This is a genomic window from Klebsiella sp. RHBSTW-00215, assembly GCF_014103785.1.
Lineage (GTDB): Bacteria > Pseudomonadota > Gammaproteobacteria > Enterobacterales > Enterobacteriaceae > Klebsiella.
This window is the reverse complement of the sequence record NZ_JABXQS010000003.1, coordinates 97,639-124,557: the sequence shown is the minus strand read 5'-3', so window position 1 is coordinate 124,557 and position 26,919 is coordinate 97,639. Positions and strand designations below refer to the sequence as shown.

The window sequence follows — 26,919 nt, the reverse complement described above, 5'->3', positions numbered from 1 at the left end:
ACCATCCCGCGCTTATGTTGCACGGAAGGAGCAAATGGCACAGAAACGGGTATTGCAGTTTTCTGAGCATAAAACTATACTCCCTGCATAGAGCAACAGCTTCTATGCAGTTTATGAAGGCCCCGGTAATCTTCTCAGTCGCCAAACTTATCGAAGATTATCGGGGTTTTGTCTTTTCCGGCTCCGGGTAGACACCTCATCAGAACCAGTTCCCTGCCACCTTACGGCGTGGCCAGCCATAAAATACCAAACGATCAGTAATCTAGCACCTACCGTCGAAACTCACAAGAACGTCAATCCTTAACAAGGCAACCATGCTGGTTAACTGCCTCTTTTATGAGCTTTTCAATCATCTCTGATTGGGTCACGCCTTTGGTTTCACACATCAGTCGAAATTCATCTTTAATTTCGCTTGTGACGTACACCCGCATTTCCTTATGCGTTTCTTTCTTTCTGGCAAGATGACTCTGCTGACGTTCTACAGCACTCCTCGGACTGCCTTTTCGGTAACTGCGTTTTGCTTTCGTTGAGGAAGTAACCGCGCTTACGACCTGTGACATCTCTGCCTCCTCAAAGATCTAAAAAAGGATCGTTTGCAGAGAATACTACAGATATCAGAATTCAGCGACTTACTTTATGGACGTAACCCGCGTTGGCGCACGGTTTACGTCCGGGGATCGTTTATGGCGATGTCAGTATGTCTGTTTCCAGTCCGTTCCCTGTGACCAGCGAGACGACCAGTGCTGCAGGTAGCGCCGGGCAACAGCCGAGTCATCCCATACAACCAGCACATTCTCTGAATTCGAACGGTCAGCGGCACGGCTGAAATTGAACGAGCCGGCCTCTGTATTGCGCCTGTCCGCGACGATCACTTTGTCGTGCAAAATCTTGTAGGCGCTGACCGTACGAACCGGAATGCCCGCGCTGGCCAGCAGGTTCAGGGCGGCTACGCTGGCTTTTCCGCTATTCGCCTTCTGGTCCAGCACCACGCGGACATCCACCCCACGTTGTTTCGCCGCGATGAGTGAGCGAACCACCTCCGGGGAGGTGAAGGAATACCCCATCAGCCGGATTTCCTGCTGCGCGGAATCGAGGGTCTTCAGGACCAACTGCAGGGCTGTGCCTTCCGGAGAAAAACCTGTCTCGATGGTCGCGGCGTCGACTGCCGGCGCCAGCGCTAACAGGCTCAGGCTGAGGACTCCGGCCACAAATCCTGTGCGGACACGGGTTCTGTTTATTACTGCTATTTTCCTTTTCATCCTTTGTATTCTCCCCTGACCACCGTCAATGGTGTGGTGATAGTTTCAGTTTCCCGACGTATTAAAAATTCCCTGATCTGTCTGACCAGCTTTTCAGCATCCCGGTCTCTCAGCAGCGGAATGCCCGCCTGCCTGAGTACTTCTTCCAGCAGGATATCCCGGCGAACCCGGTGTTTTTTCAGATGCGACGCATCATCCAGCTCGATGGCGGCCACAATGGCAAAGGTACTGATATCCACCACCACCACATCGCAGTGCCACTGTGACACCATCCGGAACAGCTGCCACCAGGTCCGGGAGCGGGGCCTGATATGGGGTGCCAGGCTGGCGATATCCGCCACTCGCACCTGCGGGCACAGCAGCCAGTGTTTCCGGTCGGTATGTTTCAGCAATGCCCGGAAAAAATGTTGTTCCCGGGGCGTCATCAGCGTGTCATTACCCATCCAGACCCGCTGGCGACACAGTCTCTGTTCAGCCTCTCCGGTACGAATACCCGCCGCTTTCAGCGCTTGTAGGACCGGGGATGTCTTCCCTGTTGCACGTTCCTTCAGAAACAGCACCAGGAACCCCAGCAGACTCAGCACAACAACGGCACTGCCTGTCATCATTAATATCTTTGCCATGTTGCTTCTTCCTTTGTGGACATATTTTTTCCGATGTGTTTACTGCGCAGTCTCCTCATCGTTCTGTCCCTCTGGGGATACGCCAGGCCTCTGCCGGCAACCGATCCAGCAACGCGCGCCGGAAGGCATTTGGCAGACCCTGACCGGCCACAATGTCTGCTATCAGGACCGATATGGCAGAAATCATCAGCACATAGCGAATGATGAAGCCGGTCTGATGCATAAGCTCTCCGGGGGACATATTCCGAAGGGCGGTCACCAGCCGGACACCGGCCTGCGGAACCCCCCAGACAAGCACGCCAGCGCCCGCCAGTATCACTGCCGGCGCATACAGAAATCCCCGACTGATAACCCGTTGCATCAGGTTTAAAAGAGCGTGCATCTGACGGCGGTACACCTCATCATCCTGCAGAATCTTCCATTCAAGCCGCGCTTTCTCATGCCGCGGAAGCATGGCCACCACCTGGATGCCGTCACGGATACTGACGAGCGGCGAGACATCAGGCTTCCTCATCTGGTCGATGTGCCGCGTATACAGGGCCAGCCCGGCCCAGAATAGTGCAACGGGCAGTGATACCAGGATAAATCCATTTCCCGGAAAAGAGGGAGAAAATAAGAGTTGCAGAGACAGTGCCAGCGCGCCCCCGTATAAATAACAAAATAACTGCTGCTCAGTGCGCAGCATGAAATAGCTGAACATACTCATTCCTTTTTAGACAAGAATACTTTTTAGACAAGAAAGATAATCACAACCTGCTTATTTATTTCATTAGCGCCAGACCACCGTTTTTTCATAAACGGCAATCACGCCTCGCCTGATTAATTCGTCCCTGACCTGATTTAAAATCGCTGTATTTCTGATGTTACCGGAATGACATTTAATATAATTCATCAGTGACGAGGTGCTTACAGGTCGGTTTACCGCAGACTTTTTACTCAATGACTGTATTTTATCGGTCAGGCGTAGCACCTCATCGTTGCTGATGAGCGCAGACACCGTTTTCGCCTTCTCTGCTGAACGTGGTGAGGGTATACGACAACATCGTCGCCCTGTCCTGCAGAGCAATGCAATCACGCTGTCATACCCTTTATCATTCGATATAACATGAAACATCGTATCTTCCGGAGCGGTGACGCTGAGTCGTCCCAGCTCAAGTACCAGGTGGAAATCGACATTATTTTTCGACACGCAGGGCGCCTGAAACACACTGACCGATATATTACCGGCATGTGTTACGGACGGAAAACGAATAAACTCCTGCTGAGACCCGGTAAACAAAATAAGACGTTCATAACGCGACAACATTACATTTTCAAGCGTTCCGATATTTTCATAATCAACCAGCGCAATGATATTCTCAGACATAACTCTCCAGACTCCACCGGGACCGACTGCCAGAATACCAGTCCGTTAGTACGACGAACAACATACAGCAGTGTGCCTTTTTGTTTTAAGAGACATCCTCTTCCATTCAGAAGAGACAACAGTAACTTGTTATTGTCGGGATTTATTTATAGCCGCCTGAACATTCTGTGCTTCAGTCATTCCGGAAAAGACCGTGACGTTTTCTTCCGTCGCGCCCTTCACCGGCATCACAATAATACCTGGCGTTCCGGTTAATCCCGTCGCCGTGGCGATATCATTAATATTTTTCAGTGTGGTATTTATCTCATCAATCGTATTCTGCTTAAATTTAATATGACCAGAAACCTTTTCGATAATCTCCTGCGTCAGTTTCCCTTCATTCAGTCCTGTACCATAAACCGCATTGTGATAGCTCCTGTAAGCCTCCGAGCCCTTTTCTTTCCAGACCTGCAGGCCGGTTTTCGCCGCCAGCAATGATGCAGGCCACCGGCTACCAAACACCGGCCACTCCATAAAGAAGTAACGCACGTCCGTGTTGCCCCCGATGACCTTCTCCAGTTCGGGTGCGAACCGGCTGCACCAGATGCACTGGTAGTCAAAGAATTCAACCACCATCACCTTTCCGTCCCCGGGACCCCAGGAGGGGATATTTTTATTACCCAGAATGTTAGCCTGCTGTTCCAGTGCAGTGGATTTAAGACCGCGGGTCTGTTTCGCCTCCTGCTCCTGCTGAAGTTTCTCACTCATCTGAATCAGTATTTCAGGATGAGCACGCAGATAATCCGCTGCGATTTCCCCGATTCTTTTTTCCTGGGCGGCGGAAAACGTTTTATCTGGTTCATTATTCTGAGCAAAACTGGTATTAAAAGCGACAGCCGAAATAAACGGGAGCAGAAAATACAATCCGAATTTGAATTTCATTTTTATTCCTTTAACAGGTTAAGCATGGATATAATAAGGGTTTTCATATTATTGACTCTCTTATTTGTGACGAATACCATTCAGCTAATGGATGTGATACCCATTAGCTGTGGACGTACTGATATTTAATCTGAGCGAACTGAAAAGAATTAAACGGTCTGACTCATCTTTCGTTCAGCGCGTAACAGCTCTTTCATCATGCGCTCACTGGCGTAGTGCGCTTCATCAGCAGTGACCGTAGCCACCACATTCCCCTGCAGGTCATAGCGGGAGGCACCTTCCCGCATCCGGGACAGATAACCTGCCGACCGGGTCAGGCTTTTCAGGCACTTAATCACCTGTTTATGCGACAGCGGCAGGTCGCGCCCCGCGATATCGGCAAACAGCTGTTCACGCATCCCCGTCGCCAGCAGACGGGGTGAGTCACCGTCGAACAACTGTGGCCAGAATGCCTTCAGAGTCATGATGGCCTGTTCCGGAGGCAGTAAGCGGAGATACCGGACCGGAGGCGGTACCTTTAAGGCTTTGGCCATGACCGGCACAGTTTTTCGCGCTGCGGCTTCAGCGGCCTTTTTCTCAAGCTTCTCTTTTTTGACCTTCCAGGCGGGCGGGGTCGACACCACCACCACTTTTTTGCGGCGCACCACAACATCAGGGGTGCCCGTGTTGTTGTTCGCTCCTGCATTATCTGTGGCTGGTTTGCGTTTCAGGCTCAGTACCGGACGTTTTTCTTCACTCATAAGGGGCCATATCAATTAAAGCTTCAGGTCTGGGGTATACGATACGCTAACGGCATCATCGTTTCATCTCAGGCTGCACTGGTCACAGCGATGATGTTCCCTTTGTCACACTTACGGATACTGTTCCCGCTCCCCGGACCTCTGTCCGGTTTTTTTTTACATCGTCGCCACTATCCCCAGCACCGCCAGATGCACGGCATAAAACATCACAAAAAAGTGCCGCGGCCAGAAGCGCGGAACAGAACGACCGAGGTCAGAACAGACCGCCAGGGCCAGCAAAGCGACCATCAGGCTGGCAATGGCCTGGGTAATATCATGGGCATTCATCAGTAGTACCATGACAGCCCACAGCACGGCATACCCGATCCGTTCTACAGGCTCTTTCGCCCGACAAAGCCGCCAGCTGTTGATCAGCATGAAGACCCCGGCCAGACCGTAGCTGTCGGCAGATAAGGGGAGCCAAGCCACTACAATGGCGATCGCCAGCAGAATATCATTGCGGGTCTGCAGACTGAACCAGCGCAGCGCCTGGCCGGTGACCGCAAAGCTAAACAGGATATTCCCCATGTACCACGGGTACCCGATGAGAATAAAGGAGCCCTGGGCGATCAGCGCCCAGCACCACAGGCTGTTCAGCTGTGTCTGGCGGATGGCCCCGTGGCGCGCCAGGTTCATTCCCCAGACCAGACCAAACAGGGGAAAGCAGCCTCTCCCCAGAAGACGCATGAGTTCATTATTCCCGGCCAGCAGCAAACCGGTGTGATCGACAATCATCAGCACCAGCGCCACCGTTTTGATGATATCCGTCTGTCCAGGCGTCCAGGTCAGCAGCCCCTGCAGCCAGCGATCGACGGCATTGAGGCGGGTTTCGTACATTGTCATATTCCTTTCCTTTTATCAGCGCCCCGGCAGGGTACCCGATTTTAATCGGGGAGAATGCCGGGGCAGACAAGCCGCCGGCGCGTCAGTCGCCCCCAAGCGTTTTCTCACGATTGAGATCACGAACCATATCCCGCTCCATCTGCTGCAGACGGTCCCGCTGCAGGCTCTCTGATACCACCTGCTGAACGGCCGCTTCCTGACGCCGGGTCTGCGGATCGTCCGGCAGCACCGTTTTCTCCTCTCCTGGCCGGTCACGTTCGAGACCCCGAATGACGTCCCCGATAACCTCTTTTATCCGCTCGCCCGGCTCGCCCGCTTTCTTCTCCTCTCCGGACACTTCCCGGGTCGCCTGCTCCGTCTGTCTTTCCATCTCCCGGCGCTGTGCCTCTTCTGCGGCCCGCTGTGCCAGAACCTCTGGCGGGAGCGGGATGTCAGTACCGGTATCATTGATCGGAGGATTCGGCAGGGGATCAGCCCAGATGCGACCGCCGGTGATGGCCTCCGGGTTCCAGGGGCGGTCATCTCCGGCAAGCCGGACCACCACCCCGCTGTCGGGGTTATCGCGTGCGATCCTGACGCCTTCGCCCATATTCCCGGCCAGAAGACTTTCGCCGTTGCGACTGTTCTGCAGCGCCACAAAGCGGGCATCTTCATTGCCCATGATGCGCCCCTCACCGCCGATCACCTGCAGACGTCCGTCGTTATCCGTCAGCGGGCTGAGCCAGATGCCGGCGTCTTTCCCGTTTTTGTCGAACGCCGGCAGCGCCACGTGCGGCTGCGGGTACTTTTTGCCCGGTGAAATGAATTTTCCCGGGGACTGCCCGCGCGCCAGACCGGACTGCTGCAGGGCGGCCCGGCCTGCAGCCGCCTCATCCAGCGCTCGTGCCCGGCTGAACAGCTGGCCGGCCGTTTTCACGGCCCGGTCGTTACGCGGCTCCAGAATATCGTGGGCTGTCGCTTTCTCTGGTGAATTATTTATGGCCTTTATCCAGCCCTCACGGTTGTCGGTATACACCTGGACATGTTGTTTCATACGTGATAACCCGACATAGGCGGATTCAAAGCTGGCCATCCGTTCCCGGCCACCGGCCACGCCCTCCAGTGCGATGGCAAACGGTTCACTGGCCCCCTGCGCACCATGCGCGGTGATGGCGTAGGCAAGGTCGATATGTTGCTGCGCTTGATCAGCCTTCGGGTTCAGCGTGCGGGTGCTTTTGCCGTCAGACAGCGTGACACTGTCACCTGAAACGGATTTCACCTCCCACACACTGTTGGCCACATAGCCGCGTTCCGTGTCACTCTTGCTGAAGCGCATTTTGTCCCCCTGAGACACTGTAATCTCTTGCTCACGGTAGAGCGTGACACCTTCAGCCAACGCCTCCCGGGGTGAAATAAGCCGTTCTTTCCCTTCACCATCCATCAGCGTGATAAGCTGGTTCTCCTTATCCACGCTCCCGATACGGTGGTAGACATTATCGACCAGGGCAACGGCTCCCTTATGAGCCGTCCAGGTCGACAGTCTGCGCAGCTCTCCGTCACGGATGTTGCTCGTCACCAGTACCGGCAGAGTGACTTCCTCTCTGCCCACTTCACCATTGTCCCGCCTCGCGTCATGAATCAGACTGTTCAGCACCCGCCGGTCATCATTCAGATGGGTGATAATCAGCGTCTGTGACTGCGCCTCCGGGGTACGGTCGGCATAGTCCTTCACCAGTGCCTCATACAGCGTGGTGGGCTGACCTGCCGGCACACTTTCACCCTTGTTCAGCGCTTTCTGTATCGCCTCCTCCTGTGCGGGGGTGAATTCCACCACGGAGTTTTCGGGCACCCAGGCCCCGTCTTTTCGCGGCACCTGTTCCGGTGTAACCTGCTCAATCGTCGCCAGCGCGCGGTTCACGTCCCGGTCAATCAGGCTGTAGACCGCCGGTCGCAACTCAGGTACCTGGCGCACAATCTCTTTCATAATGGCGACGTCGGCGGCGCTGCGCTGCTGCATCAGCCGGAACGGCTGGCCCGGTGCAATGGACTGCAGCTGGTCGGTATCGCCGCTGAGCACCGCCCGTCCTCCCCCGGCCGCAATCAGGGAGAGCGCCTTCGCGGTATCGGCCAGCCCCACCATTGAGCTCTCGTCGAGCAGGAACAACGTGTTGCTGAAATCCGGTGTCTGGCCATTACGCTGCAGGAGCTGCGTGTCATGCAGGAACGAGGCGGTAGTCTGCGCATCCACGCCGGCGCTCTGCATTTCCCCGACCGCACGGTGTGTCGGACCGAGACCGATGACCCGAGGCCGGGTCGCTTCCGGCAGCAGACTGATGGCCCCCGTCACGGCCCGGAACTGGGTGGTTTTCCCCACCCCGGCATAGCCCTGAACCACCGTGAACCGGTCCGTGGTCTCCAGTATCATCCGGGTGGAAGCACGCTGCCCTGACGTCAGGTCCGTCATCAGGCTTCCCGGTACATTGTCCATCAGGGGTGCAACGGCCTCTTTTCCTTCCAGCACCTTTGTCAGAATGCTTTTCTCGGCATCCCAGGTCTGGCGGGAAATCAGCAGGTCATTGCCGTGGCCTGGGGCCACCGGCACATTCAGCAGACTGCCGGCCTGAATCTGCGACTGAATGGTCGCGTCTATCTCCGTCATCGGAACCTTACCTCCGCCGGTTTCCAGCGCGGTGGCCAACAGTTGCGGGCGCGTGAAGGTCAGCTCCTCACTTTCCAGTAAAGGAATGGAAAGGTGAATGACCTGCTCTGCGGGGGTGTGCAGCCCGGCTTTCTGTGATGCGATGGCTGCATCCAGGTCTGTCTCGCCTGAACGGGCCTTCAGCTGCTCAGACACCACACTGAAGGCGGTATGCCGGGCCAGCTTCTCTGTCGTGCGGGCAGTACCCTGCGCCGAGTACAGCCGGATGTGGCTCCCGCTCTGCGCCAGCTGGTTCAGCGTGGCGTTATCCAGCTCACGTTGCGTCACCGAGGCAAAGACCGTCGCCGTTTCGCTGACCGAGCGGCCAGGACTTTCCACCCATCCGTGCCCGACCTTGATACCGTCGAACGGGCTGCTGCCTACAGAAAGCGACTGGGTGGTTTTCTGTCCGGGACGCTGCACCGTCAGCTGCCCTTCCTCCGCCTTCAGCACCGTGACGCTCTCGCCGCCTTTCAGGCGCGTGTCGGGTATCTTCCCCAGCACGGCCAGACGTTCACCTTCAGCCACCGTCAGTTTGTCGGCCCGGAATAACGTCCACTGGCTGTCGACGGCAGAAACCTTCATGTCCAGACGTTCCCCCTCTTTGTCCCTGAGGGTCAGCATATTGCTGCTGGCGGTCACCCGATCGATCACAAAGCGGTCATGCTGTCGGGTTTCCGGGTCCCAGCGCTCCATCACCATCCCTTCCCGGTAGTAGTCCCGGACACCGCGACTTTTGCTGTCCAGCCAGACCGGCGTCAGCGCGGTGACCGTCATATCCTTCTCACCCAGTACGCCCTCACTTTTGAGCGTTTCCCGGATGAGCCCGTTCAGTATGCCCTGTTCACGGCTCCCGCTGATTTGCGCCACGCTTTCCTGCCCTTCGCGTACGCTGGCGGCAAACTCCTGCGCCAGGCGGCTGTAACGCGCGCCCTTTTCCGGCTCACTGATGATGTCCGCAGTCGCCTGCTTTCCGCCCTGCCAGCGATACGTATTGACTCCGCTCTCTTTCAGTACTGTCAGCGCGCTGCCGGTACCGCTGCGCTTCCCACTGTCGGAGAGCAGGACCTGAACGTTATGACGCATGGCGCCATCCAGCATGGACAACGTTTCCTTCAGGCTCATCTTCTCCGCCTGGTCAACGATAAGTGTCCCGCCCGGGATGAAGGCGGTTCCGTCCTGCAGGGCAGATTTCCCGGTCACCGTTTCCCCTGCCAGCCGCGCATCCGCAGACAGAAACTCCCGCGATCGGTTGTCAGCCGCAATGATGTGCACATCTCGCCCTTGCTCCCGGGCCATCAGGGTTAACTCAGCCACCCGCTCACGCTGGCCAGCCGCGCCGCCCTGGCCGGAGACAATCCCCATTGTTGGCCGGTCCTGGGCCAGCACACTGACGGCATCGCTGAACGGTGACTGGCGCACAACAGCGGTATCTGGCGTAACGGAAACATGATTCTGGCGCTGGATCTCCTGGCTCAGCGCTTTAACGGATAATTCGTCCAGGACATGGATGTTTGAGGTAAAGAGGCCTTTCTCGCGGTCGAGCGGGATCAACTGCTCGCGTTCGATCGCCGCATCGATACCGGTCCTCGTCTGCTCGAACACACCGGGTTTGGCTTCCAGCTGGCTGACTGTGCGGGCCAGCAGGTCGGCATACGTGAACTGCACCTTGCGGTCGCTGAGACCGGCAATCGCCTTCGTCACCACATCGCTGATATCGGGGACGTCCGTTTTCACCGGCGCAGCAGGCGCGCTGGCCAGTTCCTTTGCCCGAGTATCGGCGGCTTCACGATAGCCCCGGATGTCGAACCCGGTCTCCTTCAGCGTGTTCATCCACTCCACCATCTTCTCTGCCGGGTCGATAGCTTCCTTCGACTTGCGGGTATCGAGCGCGGCCACATCCCGGGACTTCAGGGAGGCATCAGGTCCGGCTGCCTCCCTGAGCTCCTGACTGCGCGTGGAAAAAGACTCAACCGGCACGCCCTCCATCTCCCACATGCCATGCTTACCCGCATCCACTGTCTTGTAACCCATCGACTCAACATCGGCCCGGAGAGTGCTCTGGTATATCTTTCCGAAAGCGATGCGGTTGGCCAGTATGTTTTCGGAAAACCCGGTTTTACCGACGGTATCGCTGCCCAGCGTCTGCCATTTATCTCCGTTCTGCGTCGCATTGATAACCACGCTGTGCGTGTGTATCTGTGGCTCCTGCGCGCGCGACGTATCGTGGTTAAACCGGGCGATAATAAGATTGTTGGTCAGGACTGTTTCCGACACGCCGTCTTTCTGTACCCGTGTTGATGCCAGGGATTCAACCTGATTCAGTGCCACGGTGACTGCCCGGTTATGGGCGTCGATAAGACGCTTATCTCCACCCAGCATGGCCAGCATCGATACACTCTTCGGTGCCGAGAACGTCAGGTCGTAACCGGGTCGGTGCTTATTGACGCCATCCTGCATCCGGGTCAGGTCGCTGCCGTCAGGGAGTTTTCCCTGCAGCAGCTCTGTAAAGACCTGCTTATCTACCTTCCCCTCCAGCCCCAGAGCTTCCGCGCCTTTTCCCTGCCAGCGCTCCTCCATGCTGCCGATGACGTAGTAATTGTCTTTCTCTGTGTAGTAGTTACCGGCACTGCCCGCCGATTTAACCTGGCTGAAACTCAGCATCAGAAGTTCCCTCCAATCTCGATATCATCCTGCTCATCGCGGCGGTGGCTGTGATTGATATTGACCTCTTCACGTCGCTGCATGTCACGCTGTGTCTGCTCTCCCGACTGCCACTCGTCCCATGCGTGCATATCATCGATTTCGCCGTATTCGTTCACACCAGGAGGCAGCATGTCCTGTCCCTGCTCTGCAGGCTGCGTCTCCAGCGCCTGCTCTGTCCCTCCTGCAGGTGTAGCAGGAACATCGGTAGCGGATGCCACTGCAGCCGTGCCCGTCGCTGCAGCAGGCCTGGGGCGGGTTAACGGAACAGTCACCACTTTCGTGAGCAGTGCAGCAGGATTAGAAACTTCAGGTGATTGACCGGATTCATCGGCTTCCGGCGTTTTCGCCGTTGACGGTACTTTTACCGTCGCAGACGTTCCGCTGCTTTCCGCAGGCTGACTCTGCTCAGGCGGATTCCCGACTTTTTCGTCTTTCTCCGCCAGCTCAGGCGCCGGTGCATCTGGCGTAAACAGCGTCCGGGCAAGACTGCCTTCGGCCTCCCGGGCTTCCAGCAGAGCATTGAGCCTTGCATCCACCCGCGTATCGAGATTGCGCTGAATAAAGCCTTCCGCAATTTTCGGCCGCGGTTTGTATTTGAGGGCCAGCTTCACGGCCGGGTACGGCCCCGGCAGCGTAACGTAGCAGGAGAGGTCAGGCAGCGTCTGCACATCAGAATAGCTGACCAGCGTTTCCCGCTCTTTTTCTTTCCCGGTCGACACACCGTCACGTACCGGGTCAGCCCCGTAGGAATACTGCTCGCTGGCCTTGAGGATTTCTTTCTCACCGATTTCACCGGCGGCAAACTCAGCAATCTCTTTACTCGGGGAGCGGAAAAAGGCCCGGGTGTTCATCACGTCGAACAGCGTCGCCGCGGGCTTCACCCCGTAAATATCTTCAAGCTGGGCATAAGACTGGATACCAAACACATAACAGCCGCCGAACTTACGCGCTTCCGGCAGGATCTCGACCAGGTCCGGCAGCTTGTGCAACGTGGGGAGCTCATCCGCAAAAATCCACACGCGCCGGTTACGGTTCTCACCCATCCCCAGCAGGCCGCGGATGGCGATAGACAACCACATCGAGATAACCGGCTTCAGTGACGCATGCGTGTCAGCGTTGGAGGAGATAAACAACCAGCCGTTGGGCTGGTCCTCACGTACGCCCCGCATCCAGTCGCGGATAGTGAACGGCTCACCGTTTTTCTCGATCCCCTGCAGATAGCGAATGGCTTTAACGTAGTTGGTCAGTACGGCACGAATGGAGATGGCCGTTTTCTCAATTTTCTCCTCAACCAGGTTGGCGGCCGGCGTGTTTTTCAGGTACGCGCGCAGCTTGTCGATTTTGATGGACAGCATGGTATCAACCAGCTTTTCGTAGCTACGGTCTTTATCCTCGCGCATCAGGTACGCACCTTCGGAAAATATGGTGCGGCCGGAGCCCTGCCAGAACGGGTCCTCTTTAGTGCCCATCGGAATCAGCGTATTAGAGACGTTATCAAAATCCGGTAGTGTCAGGCATTCGCGCCATATATCCCAGGCTGCACAGCGGGAATCCAGTGGGTTAAGGATTTTATCCAGTGACGGGTCGTAATAGCTTTTGACGAACTCACAGGAGCGGTCGTAAATAATGGCCATATCACCGCGTGCACGCACGTAATTCAGCAGCCGGCGGATGACTTCGGATTTACCTGAGCCAACCGTACCGTGAAGACAGAAGTTCTGGATTTCAGAGTGTTTAAGAATAGGCAGATCGCCAATTTTAATATCGGAGGCCACCCCATCGCGTTTCATCTGGCGGGCCACTTCTTTTGGTTTATCGGATAGCTGGCGGCCCCCGGTATTCTCATCTTCGCTTTGCTGTTTCCCCTGGCGCCCCAGCACCCAACTGGCGACAAAGAACGTCACAATACAGACGGTCAACGACACTATGGCGGCAAAAACGAAGCTGGTCCAGAGCTGCTCACCGCACCAGATGGTATATTTATCGGCAAGGATTTGCTCCGAATTATATTCCAGCGATTTCCCATAATAGTTAATCGTATAGACCGGCTGGGAGCGAATAATATCGCGCATGGGCGCCAGTGTCGTACACCACCAGTAGACGCAGCCGTTAACGAAAGTTTGCCAGCTGAGCCGGTACATCAACATCAACCCGCACAACACCCAGAAAATAATAAAAAGCACATAGAATATAATATTGGCAATCTGGCCAAACATGCGAAATCGCATATTGGCAATCTGACCGCCTTGCGTCATATCTTTGGCATTAAAACTCATGGCAATAATCCGTCATTAAATTAATACAGCCGGGGGGGAACAGATGAATCAAAGGAAATACATCACTACAGAAAATGTCATCACAGCATTGTTGCGGGTCCTCATCCGCTGCAATCATTCAGAAGCTACGTATGCAGAAGGTATAGCCCTCAGAGCCGTGACAATGTCCGCCTTTGAGGTACGATTTCGCTACCTGCCGTCCGGCCTCATCAACAAGGGAATGGAGTGCGGATGGCGATGTTTCAGCCGTATATTGCAGGCAGACGCAGAGCCATTTCACGGGACGTTCAATGATATCCGGACGTTCAAACCAGCCTGTCCCCGGAGAAAGCCAGGAGCCGCACAGCTTGTCAGAAGGAAATTTAGTCTGCACAGACCAGGCAAACTCACCGTCAGAGCTGTCGCGGCGATTGACGCCGGGGATATACAGATTTTCAGCTTCGCGGACAACACGAGAGGCGAGAGAAGAAAAGACGGAATCATCAGCGTCTGCCGGCCCTTCCACACATAAGGAGAGCTGGAAATATTCTGGCTGGCTCCATCCTTCAGGCTTTTTATCGGGATTGACAGGCAAAGCATCACGCTTACTTTTCGTGTGTAAAGAAGTATTTTTTCGGGACAAGAATAATATTATCAAAACAAAGAACACAATAACAAATGCACCGCCGAAATACACAACATAGTCATCAACGAAAGTCGGGACACTCTGTTGCGATGAGGAATAAGCGCCACCCTCTGAGGGGTGCGGATAAAAATCACTCGGCATCAATTCATGCGTATCAACAGATCTGGCAGATTCAGATGTTGCCATATATAACCTCTAAATTAAAAAAGATGAAATAACTCCGCCGATGGCGGCAACGCCTCACAGATGCACAAATAAATTGTGCAACTGCTCACCGTTCTGAGGAGGAATAAGCTGATTAAATGTCGAATTAACCTGACAGGCCAGGGAGGCGATGTCAGTCTGGCCCGGTATACCCGGGCCGTGAGGTGGCAAACTTACAGAATATTCGCGATAGATTTAGCCAGCTGGTCTTCCAGAACAGGCTGTGCTTCCGGGAACTTGAGATTAACTTTGTTCGCACTGGAGACAACGCGCGTCTGGTATTTATGCTGATTACCGGTTTCGGTGCTGGTTTGCACTTTCGCACCGGAGGTACCCTGGCGTAATACCGCGACATTATCCGTCTGTACCTGGGTTTTGGCCCGTTCGGAGATCTGAACATCGGTGATCATCGTGTAGTTCACGTCTTCCACCATCGCATCAGCCGCCATGCCTACCAGTCCAGCTGCCAGACCGACACCGAGGGTCGCGCCGGCTGAACTGGAATTATAGGCGGTGATCCCTGCACCCAGCGCAGCCGCTGTTGCCGCACCTTCATAACCCCGGCTTAGCCAGCCCTGGGTTTCACGCAGGTCCATTTTATCGGCCTTCAGGACATTTGCCTGAATCCAGTAACCCGCGGTATCGGGATTAGTGACGACCTGGTAGCCTTTTGCTGTGACGGTACTGGTGATTTTCGACTGGAGCCCGCTCATATCTTTATCAGAGGTATTTTTGATTTGCAGATAAACGGTCTTATTATTTGACGGCTCCAGCCAGATTGTTTCGCTCATCTGTGTTTTTACATCCAGATTACGCTTTTTAATTGCTGTACCCATTGCGCTACAACCGGAAAGCACCAGTGCTGAACTGATGACCATTACAGCCATGATTTTATTTAGTTTCATCCTGAATCCTTGAGACATAATCAATATAAGTGAATACACATTCTCTTATTTCTTCGGAATGCGCATTCACTATAAAGGAATTTTAAGGGAAAGGTATAAATTTATTACGGTTTGAACAATCAATAATAACCCAAAGAAACTCTTAGCCTATTAATAAACTACCATAATTAATAGGCCTGAGAGTTTTCATTTTACATCTAGGATAAGCATGCGAGTGCTGTGAACTAATGACAATTAATGCAACACCCACATAAAACACAAATACAAATACAAATACAAATACAAATACAAATGACAGCTTAATTTATAAGCAGCCGAGTAAACCACATTTACTTAAACTACAACTCAAAGCTTACTCATGTCTACTGTAACCATATGGATTCCCCGCAACATCAACACCACCATTCATTGGAAGACCTGTTGCTGGATTATGCTCATCTATTTTTATGCCATCAAAACTACTACTGGTTGATATTATACTTTCGCCAACACGTTTACATGGTGTTAAAATATATGCCAACTCATTTATTTTATATCGATTAAAATCTATATTCATGTACACAGAGAAACCAATCACTGAAGCAATGATTGCAGACAAAAAACATATCGTACTTAGATTAAATAAAGCACAAAAGACAACAAGCACAGCATACCAAAAAGAAAACACGGCAGCGTATCTTTTTATTTTCTTGGAGAGAAAAAAATACATTTTCGAGTTAATTCTAAAGCTGTACGGAGCAGACAAATATAAAGAACGAGCGCTACCAATAAAAATTAAAGATAACAATCCTAAAACAAAAGAAGTTCCTATAGACACGACGACTCCGAGTCGCTCCTCACTAATATTAAAAGGTGAATATAATCGACCACTAAAAAACATTAGCGGCCAAAAAACAAACCAACTGCAAAGCATAAGCCCTGGCCATACACTTTTCCAAAACGATACCGACTTCAAACCACTATAACTTAGCACTTTAACTAAAACGCCCAATTCTTTTTGAATAATTTTCTCAGTTATCATCTTCTATCCCCAAATCCTAAGGGAGCTTATCTTCAAGATCTTTTGATCTCTTTAAGGCATTCTCCCTGAGTTTTTCCGTTGTATCACTTATCAACGTGTCTCGTTGAGAACTTATCTCTTTATTATATTGCTCACTAAAATTATTTCCTTCTTTTTTGTGGTGGTTTTCCAGACCGGTCTGCTGTGTTTTCACATCATCCCCCTGCTGCTGAATTCCCTGACGGCTTTCCTCGTGTGCCTGTTTGTTTTGAGACACCATCGATCCCACTGTCTGACCCACATTACCCTTGATTCCAGCATTATGCGTCATTCCATCAATACTGCCACTGTGCTGGTTATAATCGGCTTCTACGGTACCAGCCCCTCCACCTCCTGACACAGTAGGCATTCCCTGACCGATTGTGCCTCTCGCATCCTGATAGGCGCCATCAACCTTAGGCTCTACCTGTGCCTTAACAAATTCACGGGCCAGCGATTCTCGTTGTGCTGCCACTTCCGGCGAACTGGTATTTGTCAGGATAGCTTCTGCATTCTGTGGAGACCGTTGTTGGACAAAGTTTGCAAACTGCTGCGTCAGATTCTCACTCATCTGGCCGCTCATACTCTCTGTTCGAGAAGCCATTTCGCTAAATTCATGGCTGCGAGTACGGCTGTTTGTATATTGGTCGTAGCTGTTTTTCGCACTGGAAAGTGACGCAGAGAACTGGTCCACGCGGGAGCTTGCATTATTATCTGTCGTGTTACCTGATGTACTGGTTTTATGGCTGGTGATGTAGTCAGCCCCCTCTTTAAAATCTTTCGCCGCCTGGCTACTGGTATCATGTCTGGTATCTACTGAGTGGCGGCCGGATTGCCCTACAGTATCAGTTGAACCCGTGCCCGCAGTACCACTTGCTGCAACTTTCAGACCTCCATCGATACTGGCTCCTGTAGCCAATTTACCCAGTTTACCGGCAAGCTGATCTCCCGAGCTCCATTTCACCCCACCGTAAGCTTCACCCGTGATTGAGCCCCTTGTCGATTCATCCATCAAGTTCTGGAACGACTGTTCGTTACTTATGTTGTTGGCTTTTGCATTTGAAACAACCGCGTTCCACATTTTGCTTTTCGCCATTGAATCCTGCGACGACTCGGTATTATCTGCCCCCGTGGTGGTTGACGCGCTGGTCCCCATATTTGTGCCAAATTGCTTCAGGCTGTTCCAGGCACTGGTCACGCTGCTGTTATAGCCCTGCAGAGAGCTCTCTGCCTGGACGTCAGATTCACGTGCCATCTGCTGCTGTGCACTGGCTATCTGACGGCCAACATTAATATCCACCGGCAGTTTTGACATCGCACCGCTGCTGTCCCAGACCATCGAACCATCCCGGGTCTGTGTACCCATGCCTCCGTTCCCCAGTTGCCGGGACATCTGTCCAAATGCCGTTGAACTGTTGGTGTTCCAGCTGTTTCCGCTGACATTGTCCGTTTGCATATTCGAAAACGAGTAATTCCCGTCCACGACGCTGGAAGAGGCCTGCGACGTCGAGCTGAGGCCCGACGAGGCAAAATGACTGTACGCGCTGGAAAACCCTGCCCCCATACTTTTAATCATGGCCCAGGTTAAGGGGGGGATCATCATCGAGATGTAGCCCGCAGTTGTCGCAATATCGGAGTTCTTGAGCTGAACCTGAGAGAGTTCAGACAGGACCACCGGTACTCCATTTTGCTTCGCATAATACGCCATCGCGCTGTTCAGAATGGCGTACAGCAGAGGCCAGGACTGCAGCCACATCAGCGCATAAAAGTAACCCTTGATGACCTGCATTGTCATCATGTTGAACATGGCGGCCATCACCATGATCGGAAACAGGCCAATCATGATCCCCATCACCACCGTCTGCATCAACGGCAGGGAGCGTAATGCCTGGTGGCCCATTGTCGCCTGTGCCAGGCGTTGTTTCTCCAGCGAAGAGGTGTTGGCGATGTTCACCAGGCTGGCCGTATCACCACTGCGGGCCGCGTAGCTCTGAATACCGCTGCGCAGTGCATTCATGGTGACATTCTGGCGGATTATCTGTCCCGCGCTCTGCCCCGAGCTGTAGAAGAAGTTATAGCTGTCACCGATCATCTGGCTGAACAGCAGGTCCGGGTTGGGTTTGCCGCCAAAGAGCTGGCGCACATAGTAGTTCCAGGTTTTCCCGCCCGTCTGGGTATCCAGAGCCAGCCGTTGCTTCAGCTCCGTTGCCGCCACCTGACAGCTGATAAACGTGGTGCCAATATAGTCTTTCTCCAGAAACTTATAGCTGTTATTAGGAACCTGACGAAGTGGACTCGGCTGAGAAAATATCAGCGAGTACGGGTCAGCAGATTCCATCAGCTCCTCAAAGGAATACTTATGGTTGAGAAAAATATCGCCCATGACGCAGTTCTGCACATAGTCAGAGAACAACGTGGTGATCTCCGGGTTCTGCGATAAAAAGTCGGTGCTTTTAGCGATTAAATTACTGCCAAACAGCATCCCTGTCTTGCTGTACGTCACGCTGTCGGGCAGGGAGAAAATCATCTCATAGCTCTGTACCAGCGCATTCCCGACGCGTGTTGTCAGTGAGGCAGGAATCGCCAGGCCTATCGGGACATTGTCGACCTGATAGACCTGAGAGACATTACTGTAGTCGATAATCTGCACCGGTTTGCGAATGACGACCAGCATCGAGACCAGCGTCAGGGCAAACACCCAGCCGACCAGATCCATGACGTTGTGCTTTTTCACCCAGCTGCTGGCGACAATCAGTACGGAAAAGGCGATACACATTTTCTCAATGGAGGACCAGGTACCGGTACTCATGAAAGCGGCAATGGCATTCAGGTTGCCCCGAAACCAGTCGCCGCCGGCTATCGTGTAGATTTCCAGCATCAGAGGCTCCCTCCGAAGTGATAGTTGTTCTGGTAGCGGGTCATCATGCGGGCGGATACCTGCTGACGCATGTAGCTCATCTGCCGGTCAACGACCAGCAGCGCGTCCTGCTGCACCTGTATCCGGGACTGAAAAGCGGCAATCTGCACACTCGCCTGGTTCAGGTTCTCGAGGATCATGTCCATCGTCGACTGCGGGTAGTTACCGGTCGAGACCATTGCACGGGCCTGCTGGATCAGCTCCTGGATGTACTGCAGCAGTATGTCGAAGCCGATATAGTCCGTCAGCTGGTACAGCAGCGAGTTAGAGACCCCGAGCATCTGCGGGTCAACCAGGTATTTAAAGACCGGGATGGTGGTGCTGGAGATAAACCCTTTCTCCTGCTCTGTCAGCGCGGTATCCGTTACTGCTTTGTTCTGGATACTGCTCAGCAGAGCGGAGATCTGGTTCTTCAGCGCCTTTTTGTCTGAAATCGTCACGCTGGCATCGGCCACCACCTTGAGACATTTTTCTGAATCATTGCAGTGGTAGATTTTAGCCGTCCCTCCCTCCATCATCGCCTTAATCAGGTCCTGATCCGTGGTCCGTGCCGGCAGCGGTGTGATTTCACTGTTCTCGCCAAAAATCAGGGTACCGGTCAGCGTCATCACAAACTCTTTCAGCTCTTTGTTATCGTCGAAGAGGCGGTTTTTGGACAGGGCATTCCACATGACATTGATGTTCTTCATGACCCGTTCCTTGTCCTTGTCGCTGGCTTTGTCCTGCACCTTGTCCATCTGCCCGCCCACCGAACAGCCCTGTCGGGACGCGGCCCAGTCCGAAAAGATATTGCTCTCGCCGGCGATATCCTGGCATACCTTCTGCTGAGCGACCTGGGTTCGAGGAAACAGCCCGCCGACAATTCCCTGCGCGGCCTGGCAGCTGCTGAGGTTCATGCTGTTGATGTCGCTGGCCATCTTCTGCAGGAAGTCCTTTGCGGTCTTGATTTCGGGTACAGTGGTCTGCAGTGCCAGGTCAAAGAAGTAGCCCGCGGCGTTGGACATGATTTGTTTGCCGAAGCGCTGCAGCTGTTCGCTGTTGATAAAAGAGAACGAACCCAGATATGCATCGATGCCGCCGCAACCGGCATTAATATCCGGCAGGGTCATGCTGACCAGCTGGATCGTTTTCACCTGCGTTCTGGCATACAGCGAACCGCCGGAAGCGTAACCCGCCGCCTGCCCCTGCCAGACCTGAGGCTGACTGGTATTGGACGCGAACCCCAGCTTATTGAAGAAGTTGTTCATGTCACCGTTAACATCTGCGGCCGCCGTCAATGACACCCCTAGCAACATTCCACAAAGCACTGATAATGGTTTACGGATGAACATCAGGCTCTCCTTCTTTCATTTTATTTTTCCGTCGGAGGTTGCGGTTTAAATATCGCTGGAAGCTTTTTTCAAGGGCATATTCAAACCAGAAAGCCAGTTCGGCCATCAGTACTCCCAGCAAAGCCGTTGCCAGACAACCAATGGAAAGTGAGAAAAGAATAAAGGGAACGAAATACATCAGGACATTCCACAGATTCATGACGTTCTCTGCAGACCCCAGCTTCTCCGACGGGGTTAACAGCTCAGTGAACACACTGAAATACGCATGACTTCCCCACCACAGAAATAATCCGGCAGAACCAAACATAAAAGCGAGACAATAATAAACATCGAATCTCTTTTGCCGTGATAGCTTCAGGCGTTTATTTCTTTCCAGTACGGGTAACGAAGAATATATTTTGTTGAGACTATCCATTATCAGGTGCCCCCATCATTTGAAATACCGTATCCATTCTGGCCATAAATCCCTGAGCATCGGTGGCGCCCTGCAGAATCGGCCAGGCCGCCAGCGTATTCACATTCACCAGAAACGTGGTCGGGGTAGCTACCGGGATATTCGGGAAAAAAGTCTGCATCACGTCAGGCGGTACCGGCAGGGCTTCAGGGAACGCCTCGTCCCCCTGACCGTCGATCGTGTAAGAGAACACCGAGAATCCGTATTGTCCGGACAGCTGCTTCAGAACCGGGTCAAACTTATGGCAGTACGGGCAGTGCCCCTGCATAAACAGCACCACTTTCCAGTCACTGAGATTAACCTGTTGGCCGTTGCTGAGCCGGTACCAGCGGGCCTGAGAGACCGGCTTCACGGGTGCGGACACGCCAGCAGATGGCACCGGCGTCGTGCCTGTTATGCCCTGCGGGTCCCAGAGGGATTTTACTTCATCGAGCGTACCAGCCCAGGTCACGGGAGAAAGCGCCAACAGCAAAGCAGCCGTTGTGAAACCCGCCCTAATTGTCTTCAGGTTGCTTTTCACGGGCCTTCTCCTGTTTTTCTGCCTCAGCAATCAGGGCGTTGATAATTTTGTACCCGCCGAAAATAACCATCCCTAACCCCAGAATTTCTCCGGCCTGAATGGCCATCTCAGGCTGCTTCCTTACCAGCCGGGCGATAAGATGGAAAAATACGCCCACGGCCAGCACCCACATCCCGGTAATGTCTAAATCGGGAAAACGAATCTTTCGCATGACACTCTCCTTAAAAATTGGGTTTAAAGTCGCTGGAGACATAGAGAAACTGTTTTGCCAGGTCGTCCTGACTGATAAAGCCGTAACTGAGGGGTTTCACCTGCCCGCTTTTCGGGTTGACCAGCATCATCGCCGGGAAGTACTTCACGCCGAGCTGCTGTGACTGGCCCTGGTCCATCCGGCTGTCAGGGAGCAGGGGATTCACCACGCCGTCCACAGAGACCGGTATCACGCTCAGGCCGTAAGTCTCGCGAAAGTTCTGAATCACCTGGACCAGCTGTCCATCGATGGCCTCACGCCCCCGGTAGAAGAACATCACACCGTAGTGCTGTGCGAGAGTGGCGATAGCCTTTCGCTGTTCGGCATAGTCGGCAGCCAGCTGGTTTTTCACAGTGCCGTTGTAGTGGCTGTACTGCAGGTTGTAATCGAGCTCCGGGTTTTCCAGCATGGCTTTCTTTGCGCTCATCGAGAACAGGCCAGCCTGCTGCGTCCAGTAGTTCTGGAGACGGAAGAACTTCACAAAAGCCGGCACTGAGGGGTACAAGATGGCTTCCGCTAATGCTTTTTTCGTTGCATGTTGCAGAGCTGCCTGTTTCTCCAGAATATCCATTTGCGGCGGTGAGGCCGCTGGTGCCGGCAGTTGCTCTTCTTCCCGGGACTTCAGTTTCTCGTTGTACCACTGCCAGCCCGCGTCTTTTGCGTAAGCCGGCATCAGGGTGCAGCAAAGGCACCCCGCCAGCATGGCGGCATGTATTGTTCGCATGGTAAATACCCTTTTATGAATTAACGCGGCTGGCGTGACAGATGCTGATAGACGCTGTACTTATCAAGAAGACGCCGTGTTTTTCCTGCGTCATTGCGGGCTTCAAAGCGATACCCGCTGCAGTACAGGGGAAGCGAATTCATTTCCAGGTTCACCCGCTCCCCTCCTTTAACCACCCACGCGGCCTGAGAAACCCGGTCACACTGAATACCCCAGGCCCGGTTGGTGGTCATAAACGCATTAATCTGCTTATCGCGCCACAGGCTGTACGACATGACACAGACCAGGAAGACGACAAACACGCCGACAAACAGCATCACCACCCCGTATGATTTTTTCTCTTCCATGCCCCCCTCCTGGTCACATCGTGAAAAATAGTGGCATAGGCTGAGTCATCTTTTTTTCTCCTTACGACTGGTTTTTATCAGTCCCGCCAGAGCAGAAAAAAACAGGTAACTCACCAGCCAGAAAAAACCGACCATGAGAATAAAAACCACACTCTCAATATAATCACTACCTGACGTCCCTTTGACGGCATCCCATGAGAAATACAGCACAGGGGAGATAATGATTATTGTCAGCAGTAATCTCACCAGAAAATCGACGGCAGGATATTTATGAAAGTTAATTTTCATGGTTGTGTTCCTTATTACTGTTATCCTCCTTCACCTTCAGCCCGGCTTTCCCCGCGGGAAAACTGTCAGCAAAGCGAGTGGTACATTCCTCTGCGCCTTTTGATGTAAAGAATCCGGGGTCATCCTCCCCGATAATATAATCGGGGTAGGTAGTAAATCGAATATCAGAGTGATCGTCATAGTTTAACCTGCTATTATCCCTGAAAAAATCAACCCCTCCCTTATTTTTAAAGCGTTTTGCATCCTCACCTGATACTTTCATAACCAGCGAGTCGGGGTCGACCTCCCACATATCACGAGTATCCAGCATTGTCCGGGTAGCTTTAAATTCAGCTTCAAATCGTAACGTTTTCAGACCGGTGGCGTACATGGCAACCCGCCCATCCATTTTTGTTTTATTTTCACTTTGCTCCGTAACCGTATACCGGGAAATCATTCTTATTTTTGTAAAAAACGTTTCATCTGTTCTCTTACACTGAATGACAGTGCCGGGCATCTGCATTGAATACAGCTTCTCGAGTTCCTCTCTGCTTGCGGCATTTGAAAATGGCATTATTAGAATAAAAAACAAAACCGTGGCGGACCTGACCAGTCTATTCATTTAAACCATCCTTATTATTTTCAATACGGGACAACGTGATGACATAAAAAACAAGCGACAGTGCCCCCATCCCCATACACTCAGCCCCGTCCCGACTGGAGAGCAGAGAAAACGCGACAGCAACTGTTGCCTGTGATGTCAGAGCACCGAAAAATATCAGGATCAGGCTGCGGCCTGACATGAACACAGCAAGGATGAATGGAATTAAAAACAAGGTCAGCAGCTGAAATATCATCATAAATGACGCTGTCATTTTATCACCTTTAAATTTAATTATTCAGAAATCATTTTGCTGAAGACTGCGTGAGAAGTTCTTTTATGCGTTGTTTTGTTTTATCAGTCAGCTCACTGTTATCCGGTATTTTCTGGTTATTTATCAGGTCCTCCATGAAGTTCGTGAAGTCCAGCTGATTAAAGTTAATGCCCTGCAGTTCTGCTACCGTGATCCCCCGGCAGTCCGGACTGCTGGCACCACCGAACCCAATATGCAGCTGTCCGTTACGGCCTTGCTCCTGGACTATCTGAGCCAGTTTTGAGTCAAACTGGCAGTAACTGCGTTTTTTCTCCAGACAGATCCCCAGTACCTTCTTCGAGCAGAACTCACCAATACTGACTGTCAGCTTGTTGGTTTTCGCTTTGGCCAGCGCCTTCTCTTCGCTGCTGCAGCGTGCCAGGCCCACATCCTGGCCCCATCCGCTGTCCTTGCAGCAGTTGCTGAAGCCTGCAGCGAACTTCTTACAGAATTTTGCCTTGCCGGTGAATGCCCTGACGTCCACCCCGTTCAGCGCCGCAACATCTTTACCCGCAGCGGCCAGCGCCGCGAGCTCTGAAACTGCCTGTCCAAAGCCGTTGTTCGTGCCGCTGACCGCTTTATCGCATTCACCATCAAGGCAGAATACATCCCCGCCGCAGATCATCTGCTTACCGCTGGTCCGGGTTTCGCAGGAGTACGTGGCATACTCATGCAGACAGGTCCCGTCTTCACCGGTGAAGGCACACTGACGTGAAGAGAGCGTGCAGGCTGTATTGTTCATCAGGCTCTCACAGGAGCCATGATCCGCAGGCTGTGTGAGCCAGGTGTCCTTGTATTTCCAGCATGCTTCTGTGAAGGAATACGCCTTCCCGCCCAGGTTGAGGGTTTTTGTCCCGCCCGGGCTGATACATTCTTCACCTGTTTTCGTGCCTTCGTCCTTGCTGAACGGACAACTTTCAACCCAGACCACCTCTGGTGCAAATACGGTTTCCGTCTCCTCCATGACCAGTATGACCGTCACCTGAATGGATTTAACATTCACTGATGGCTGGGTTTTCGACGTTTTCGTTACCGGAAAGCTCTGCCCGGCGACAACGTTCCGGTCCATGCTGAAAGACTGATGAATTTTCCCGGTGCCATCGTAGTAATGACTTGTACAGTGTGTGTTCTGGCCCCCGGAGCACGTCGTCACCGTATTCGGCCAGGTCATCACATCGACAGGGAATGTTTTATCAAAGAGGCTGATGTTTTCACTGACTGCAAGCTTGCAACTGTCTCTGACCTTTCCTTCGTTGTCACATTCATAAATCCAGGGAACCGGCAGAGGTTCACCGTCAACAGACACGCTGAGCAGCCGCCCTGTCGACGGGATGGTCAGCGTCCCGCTCCATCGGGTGCTGTTTCGGGTGAAATTCATCGGGACAGCCTGCTGGTAGGTACGACTGACCTTTTGCGTCGTGGCGTTGTCTTTCAGCGTCGCCTCCCGCGTGCAGAAGTTCTCCACCTGCAAATCCCGCTCGCACGTATGGTTCGTGAACTCGCTACGATTAACCACCTGTGCCGTACAGGCCTGACCGGTATCGCCGACAATGCTGTCCGCCCGGGATTCGGTGTCCTGTGCCGCCTGAATAAAGGGGGCATCCGCTGAAATACTGTCAGGGGGCCGGTTGGTGAACGACTCCGTGATACTTTGTCCGGCCTCGTTCTGGCTGAACTCCGAAGCAGAGTCACTTTTCAGGGAACTGTCACCGCTGGCTGTCACGCCACCGTAGTATTTCGTCTGGTCGGGTCGGGAGGTATAACCGGGTAAGGTCTGCTCACCATTAAAGTTTTTCAGAGCATCGAGCCCCCCTCCCTGAACCTGTTTTGCGAAATCCGAACCGGCTTTGTAATCCGTACTGCTGTCGGCACAGACCGGCGTCATAAACCAGATAAATGTCCCGAGCACAGCAGCGTGCAGAGTAATAATGAGGGGAACCTCTTTCATGAGAACTCTCCTTGTTTTTTCACATAGCACGCAATGACATTGAAATCGCCTCGCAGAGAGCCCCGACGCCAGCGGCTTAAGTGGTTATGTGGCTTCGTCGGGCTTAGCCGAAAACAGAGGGAATACGTTGAATCAAAACTGCCGGTGATATCCCATCCCCAGTTCAGTACAGGATCTCCTGATTCAGCATCTTCACGCAGACACTGGCTGAGCCGTGAGGCCTTCGCAACAGACGAGGTGAAAGCGATATAAGGCATAATGGAATCAACCGGTAACCCGTACCCCTGACAGGATGCGTAGGTCCTGAACTCATGGGCGTTCATACAGGCCACCAGGTACCGGATATCCTTGTCGATATAATGGTACGGTTTTCCATTCATGGCTGGCTCCTGATGGCACCTGAGGACAGGTCGAGCATCTGTCGGGCCGTCTGCGCGCAGTCCCCTTTCTCTGCGACCTTCTCCAGCGCCTGCTTCAGCCTGATATTGCCATGCACCACGTCGAAGCCGGCCTGACAGCGCACCACCAGGGCCGGCACGCTACGGATGTTGTACTGCGTATACAGCGTCGGGTCGATTTGCACACCGTCAGTCACCCCGTCGTTCACCAGGTTCATCACCGCATCGGTCGTCGCTTTCATATCGTTGTTAACCAGCCCTCGCAACGTGGCAGGAATGCTGTACTGCTTTGTTTCGTGAAGCATTCGCTTCAGACCTTCTTCCGGTATCGAGAAGGAGACAAAGTACAGCGCCCCTTCAGTCGGTTTTTCCTGGTTAGCCTCCTTTTGTTGACTGGCCAGGTTGTCAATAAACTGACGATCGGACTGTGCCAGGGGATTGCGGTTAATCTGCGCTTCCAGTTCCTGCTGCAGCTGTTTGTCCGGATGCTGACGTAACTGTTCACTGAGGTTTTCCTGCTGTTTCAGCCACTCCCTGTCTGCCGTAGTCGGACTGCCTGGGCTACCGGCAGCGACGACTGGGCCTGACAATACAACCAGCGTCATTAATACATTCTTTAACTTCAT

At 53.1% G+C, this 26,919-nt stretch carries 26 protein-coding genes; all 26 read right to left on the bottom strand.

What is annotated here, in order from left to right; all coding sequences use genetic code 11:
• Window positions 1-293: 293 nt before the first annotated feature.
• The 26 genes from repA to trbC all read right to left on the bottom strand — a co-directional run bounded on the left by repA (window position 294) and on the right by trbC (window position 26,919).
• The gene (gene repA / locus HV127_RS31180) at window positions 294-560 is read right to left on the bottom strand and encodes a replication regulatory protein RepA (RefSeq protein WP_042927547.1); all 267 of its coding nucleotides are present in this window, start codon (window positions 558-560) and stop codon (window positions 294-296) included.
• Between the two features lie 132 nt (window positions 561-692).
• The gene (locus HV127_RS31175; protein WP_052544827.1) at window positions 693-1,259 is read right to left on the bottom strand and encodes a phospholipase D family protein; all 567 of its coding nucleotides are present in this window, start codon (window positions 1,257-1,259) and stop codon (window positions 693-695) included.
• Complete coding sequence (locus HV127_RS31170; RefSeq protein WP_182240943.1) at window positions 1,256-1,882, bottom strand: DUF2726 domain-containing protein; 627 nt, start codon at window positions 1,880-1,882, stop codon at window positions 1,256-1,258. Before HV127_RS31170 ends, HV127_RS31175 begins: the two co-directional genes overlap by 4 nt.
• A gap of 55 nt (window positions 1,883-1,937) precedes the next feature.
• The gene (locus HV127_RS31165; RefSeq protein ID WP_042927545.1) at window positions 1,938-2,582 is read right to left on the bottom strand and encodes a hypothetical protein; all 645 of its coding nucleotides are present in this window, start codon (window positions 2,580-2,582) and stop codon (window positions 1,938-1,940) included.
• Between the two features lie 69 nt (window positions 2,583-2,651).
• Window positions 2,652-3,248, bottom strand: a complete 597-nt coding sequence (locus HV127_RS31160; RefSeq protein ID WP_042927543.1) for a PIN domain-containing protein — start codon at window positions 3,246-3,248, stop codon at window positions 2,652-2,654.
• 129 nt (window positions 3,249-3,377) lie between these two features.
• Complete coding sequence (locus HV127_RS31155) at window positions 3,378-4,169, bottom strand: DsbA family protein (RefSeq protein ID WP_064386208.1); 792 nt, start codon at window positions 4,167-4,169, stop codon at window positions 3,378-3,380.
• Between the two features lie 149 nt (window positions 4,170-4,318).
• Window positions 4,319-4,909, bottom strand: coding sequence for a fertility inhibition protein FinO (locus tag HV127_RS31150; protein ID WP_009651737.1), 591 nt, complete (start codon window positions 4,907-4,909; stop codon window positions 4,319-4,321).
• Window positions 4,910-5,065: 156 nt separating this feature from the next.
• Window positions 5,066-5,791: a type-F conjugative transfer system pilin acetylase TraX gene (traX, locus tag HV127_RS31145; protein ID WP_064386205.1), complete on the bottom strand. Its 726-nt coding sequence runs from the start codon at window positions 5,789-5,791 to the stop codon at window positions 5,066-5,068.
• An 82-nt stretch (window positions 5,792-5,873) separates the two neighbouring features.
• The gene (gene traI, locus HV127_RS31140; RefSeq protein ID WP_082226159.1) at window positions 5,874-11,132 is read right to left on the bottom strand and encodes a conjugative transfer relaxase/helicase TraI; all 5,259 of its coding nucleotides are present in this window, start codon (window positions 11,130-11,132) and stop codon (window positions 5,874-5,876) included.
• Window positions 11,132-13,450 carry a type IV conjugative transfer system coupling protein TraD gene (gene traD, locus HV127_RS31135; protein WP_064386203.1) on the bottom strand — a complete coding sequence of 773 codons (2,319 nt, stop codon included), beginning with the start codon at window positions 13,448-13,450 and terminating at the stop codon, window positions 11,132-11,134. The genes traI and traD overlap by 1 nt, the downstream gene beginning before the upstream one ends.
• A gap of 118 nt (window positions 13,451-13,568) precedes the next feature.
• Complete coding sequence (locus tag HV127_RS31945; protein ID WP_202395549.1) at window positions 13,569-14,261, bottom strand: hypothetical protein; 693 nt, start codon at window positions 14,259-14,261, stop codon at window positions 13,569-13,571.
• Between the two features lie 191 nt (window positions 14,262-14,452).
• A complete protein-coding gene (gene traT, locus HV127_RS31125) occupies window positions 14,453-15,184 on the bottom strand; it encodes a conjugal transfer complement resistance protein TraT (protein WP_064386198.1) in 732 nt (243 codons plus the stop codon).
• Window positions 15,185-15,536: 352 nt separating this feature from the next.
• Complete coding sequence (locus HV127_RS31120; RefSeq protein ID WP_128317877.1) at window positions 15,537-16,205, bottom strand: hypothetical protein; 669 nt, start codon at window positions 16,203-16,205, stop codon at window positions 15,537-15,539.
• 16 nt (window positions 16,206-16,221) lie between these two features.
• On the bottom strand, window positions 16,222-19,101 hold the full coding sequence (gene traG / locus HV127_RS31115; RefSeq protein ID WP_064386194.1) for a conjugal transfer mating-pair stabilization protein TraG: 2,880 nt from the start codon (window positions 19,099-19,101) through the stop codon (window positions 16,222-16,224).
• A complete protein-coding gene (gene traH, locus HV127_RS31110; RefSeq protein WP_182240941.1) occupies window positions 19,101-20,471 on the bottom strand; it encodes a conjugal transfer pilus assembly protein TraH in 1,371 nt (456 codons plus the stop codon). Before traH ends, traG begins: the two co-directional genes overlap by 1 nt.
• Complete coding sequence (locus tag HV127_RS31105) at window positions 20,458-20,886, bottom strand: conjugal transfer protein TrbF (protein ID WP_100663598.1); 429 nt, start codon at window positions 20,884-20,886, stop codon at window positions 20,458-20,460. The genes traH and HV127_RS31105 overlap by 14 nt, the downstream gene beginning before the upstream one ends.
• Window positions 20,879-21,445, bottom strand: a complete 567-nt coding sequence (gene trbB / locus HV127_RS31100) for a type-F conjugative transfer system pilin assembly thiol-disulfide isomerase TrbB (RefSeq protein WP_100663597.1) — start codon at window positions 21,443-21,445, stop codon at window positions 20,879-20,881. Before trbB ends, HV127_RS31105 begins: the two co-directional genes overlap by 8 nt.
• Entirely contained in the window at window positions 21,420-21,656 is a 237-nt protein-coding gene (traQ, locus tag HV127_RS31095; protein WP_182240939.1) for a type-F conjugative transfer system pilin chaperone TraQ, read from the bottom strand. The genes trbB and traQ overlap by 26 nt, the downstream gene beginning before the upstream one ends.
• 10 nt (window positions 21,657-21,666) lie before the next feature.
• Complete coding sequence (traF, locus tag HV127_RS31090; protein WP_053390220.1) at window positions 21,667-22,419, bottom strand: type-F conjugative transfer system pilin assembly protein TraF; 753 nt, start codon at window positions 22,417-22,419, stop codon at window positions 21,667-21,669.
• Window positions 22,420-22,439: 20 nt separating this feature from the next.
• Window positions 22,440-22,766, bottom strand: a complete 327-nt coding sequence (locus HV127_RS31085) for a hypothetical protein (RefSeq protein WP_053390219.1) — start codon at window positions 22,764-22,766, stop codon at window positions 22,440-22,442.
• Window positions 22,767-22,811: 45 nt separating this feature from the next.
• On the bottom strand, window positions 22,812-23,054 hold the full coding sequence (gene trbE, locus HV127_RS31080; RefSeq protein ID WP_053390218.1) for a conjugal transfer protein TrbE: 243 nt from the start codon (window positions 23,052-23,054) through the stop codon (window positions 22,812-22,814).
• The gene (locus HV127_RS31075) at window positions 23,044-23,655 is read right to left on the bottom strand and encodes a hypothetical protein (RefSeq protein ID WP_053390217.1); all 612 of its coding nucleotides are present in this window, start codon (window positions 23,653-23,655) and stop codon (window positions 23,044-23,046) included. The genes trbE and HV127_RS31075 overlap by 11 nt, the downstream gene beginning before the upstream one ends.
• Window positions 23,648-23,908 (bottom strand): hypothetical protein, encoded by a 261-nt coding sequence (locus tag HV127_RS31070; RefSeq protein WP_053390216.1) that lies wholly within the window; start codon window positions 23,906-23,908, stop codon window positions 23,648-23,650. Before HV127_RS31070 ends, HV127_RS31075 begins: the two co-directional genes overlap by 8 nt.
• A gap of 31 nt (window positions 23,909-23,939) precedes the next feature.
• The gene (traN, locus tag HV127_RS31065) at window positions 23,940-25,895 is read right to left on the bottom strand and encodes a type-F conjugative transfer system mating-pair stabilization protein TraN (RefSeq protein WP_064359956.1); all 1,956 of its coding nucleotides are present in this window, start codon (window positions 25,893-25,895) and stop codon (window positions 23,940-23,942) included.
• Window positions 25,892-26,275, bottom strand: coding sequence for a hypothetical protein (locus tag HV127_RS31060; RefSeq protein WP_053390297.1), 384 nt, complete (start codon window positions 26,273-26,275; stop codon window positions 25,892-25,894). The genes traN and HV127_RS31060 overlap by 4 nt, the downstream gene beginning before the upstream one ends.
• Window positions 26,272-26,919, bottom strand: coding sequence for a type-F conjugative transfer system pilin assembly protein TrbC (gene trbC, locus HV127_RS31055; protein ID WP_064343536.1), 648 nt, complete (start codon window positions 26,917-26,919; stop codon window positions 26,272-26,274). The genes HV127_RS31060 and trbC overlap by 4 nt, the downstream gene beginning before the upstream one ends.

Coding starts and splice junctions, on each gene's coding strand:
- traI (WP_082226159.1), bottom strand. CDS start 11,132: ATGCTGAGTTTCAGCCAGGTTAAATCGGCGGGCAGTGCCGGTAACTAC.
- HV127_RS31165 (WP_042927545.1), bottom strand. CDS start 2,582: ATGTTCAGCTATTTCATGCTGCGCACTGAGCAGCAGTTATTTTGTTAT.
- HV127_RS31120 (WP_128317877.1), bottom strand. CDS start 16,205: ATGATAACTGAGAAAATTATTCAAAAAGAATTGGGCGTTTTAGTTAAA.
- HV127_RS31075 (WP_053390217.1), bottom strand. CDS start 23,655: ATGAATAGACTGGTCAGGTCCGCCACGGTTTTGTTTTTTATTCTAATA.
- HV127_RS31150 (WP_009651737.1), bottom strand. CDS start 4,909: ATGAGTGAAGAAAAACGTCCGGTACTGAGCCTGAAACGCAAACCAGCC.
- traG (WP_064386194.1), bottom strand. CDS start 19,101: ATGCTGGAAATCTACACGATAGCCGGCGGCGACTGGTTTCGGGGCAAC.
- HV127_RS31155 (WP_064386208.1), bottom strand. CDS start 4,169: ATGAAATTCAAATTCGGATTGTATTTTCTGCTCCCGTTTATTTCGGCT.
- traQ (WP_182240939.1), bottom strand. CDS start 21,656: ATGCGAAAGATTCGTTTTCCCGATTTAGACATTACCGGGATGTGGGTG.
- traF (WP_053390220.1), bottom strand. CDS start 22,419: ATGCGAACAATACATGCCGCCATGCTGGCGGGGTGCCTTTGCTGCACC.
- trbC (WP_064343536.1), bottom strand. CDS start 26,919: ATGAAGTTAAAGAATGTATTAATGACGCTGGTTGTATTGTCAGGCCCA.
- trbE (WP_053390218.1), bottom strand. CDS start 23,054: ATGAAAATTAACTTTCATAAATATCCTGCCGTCGATTTTCTGGTGAGA.
- HV127_RS31070 (WP_053390216.1), bottom strand. CDS start 23,908: ATGACAGCGTCATTTATGATGATATTTCAGCTGCTGACCTTGTTTTTA.
- traH (WP_182240941.1), bottom strand. CDS start 20,471: ATGTTCATCCGTAAACCATTATCAGTGCTTTGTGGAATGTTGCTAGGG.
- HV127_RS31175 (WP_052544827.1), bottom strand. CDS start 1,259: ATGAAAAGGAAAATAGCAGTAATAAACAGAACCCGTGTCCGCACAGGA.
- HV127_RS31945 (WP_202395549.1), bottom strand. CDS start 14,261: ATGGCAACATCTGAATCTGCCAGATCTGTTGATACGCATGAATTGATG.
- HV127_RS31105 (WP_100663598.1), bottom strand. CDS start 20,886: ATGGATAGTCTCAACAAAATATATTCTTCGTTACCCGTACTGGAAAGA.
- traD (WP_064386203.1), bottom strand. CDS start 13,450: ATGAGTTTTAATGCCAAAGATATGACGCAAGGCGGTCAGATTGCCAAT.
- HV127_RS31060 (WP_053390297.1), bottom strand. CDS start 26,275: ATGAATGGAAAACCGTACCATTATATCGACAAGGATATCCGGTACCTG.
- traT (WP_064386198.1), bottom strand. CDS start 15,184: ATGAAACTAAATAAAATCATGGCTGTAATGGTCATCAGTTCAGCACTG.
- traX (WP_064386205.1), bottom strand. CDS start 5,791: ATGACAATGTACGAAACCCGCCTCAATGCCGTCGATCGCTGGCTGCAG.
- repA (WP_042927547.1), bottom strand. CDS start 560: ATGTCACAGGTCGTAAGCGCGGTTACTTCCTCAACGAAAGCAAAACGC.
- traN (WP_064359956.1), bottom strand. CDS start 25,895: ATGAAAGAGGTTCCCCTCATTATTACTCTGCACGCTGCTGTGCTCGGG.
- HV127_RS31170 (WP_182240943.1), bottom strand. CDS start 1,882: ATGGCAAAGATATTAATGATGACAGGCAGTGCCGTTGTTGTGCTGAGT.
- HV127_RS31085 (WP_053390219.1), bottom strand. CDS start 22,766: ATGGAAGAGAAAAAATCATACGGGGTGGTGATGCTGTTTGTCGGCGTG.
- HV127_RS31160 (WP_042927543.1), bottom strand. CDS start 3,248: ATGTCTGAGAATATCATTGCGCTGGTTGATTATGAAAATATCGGAACG.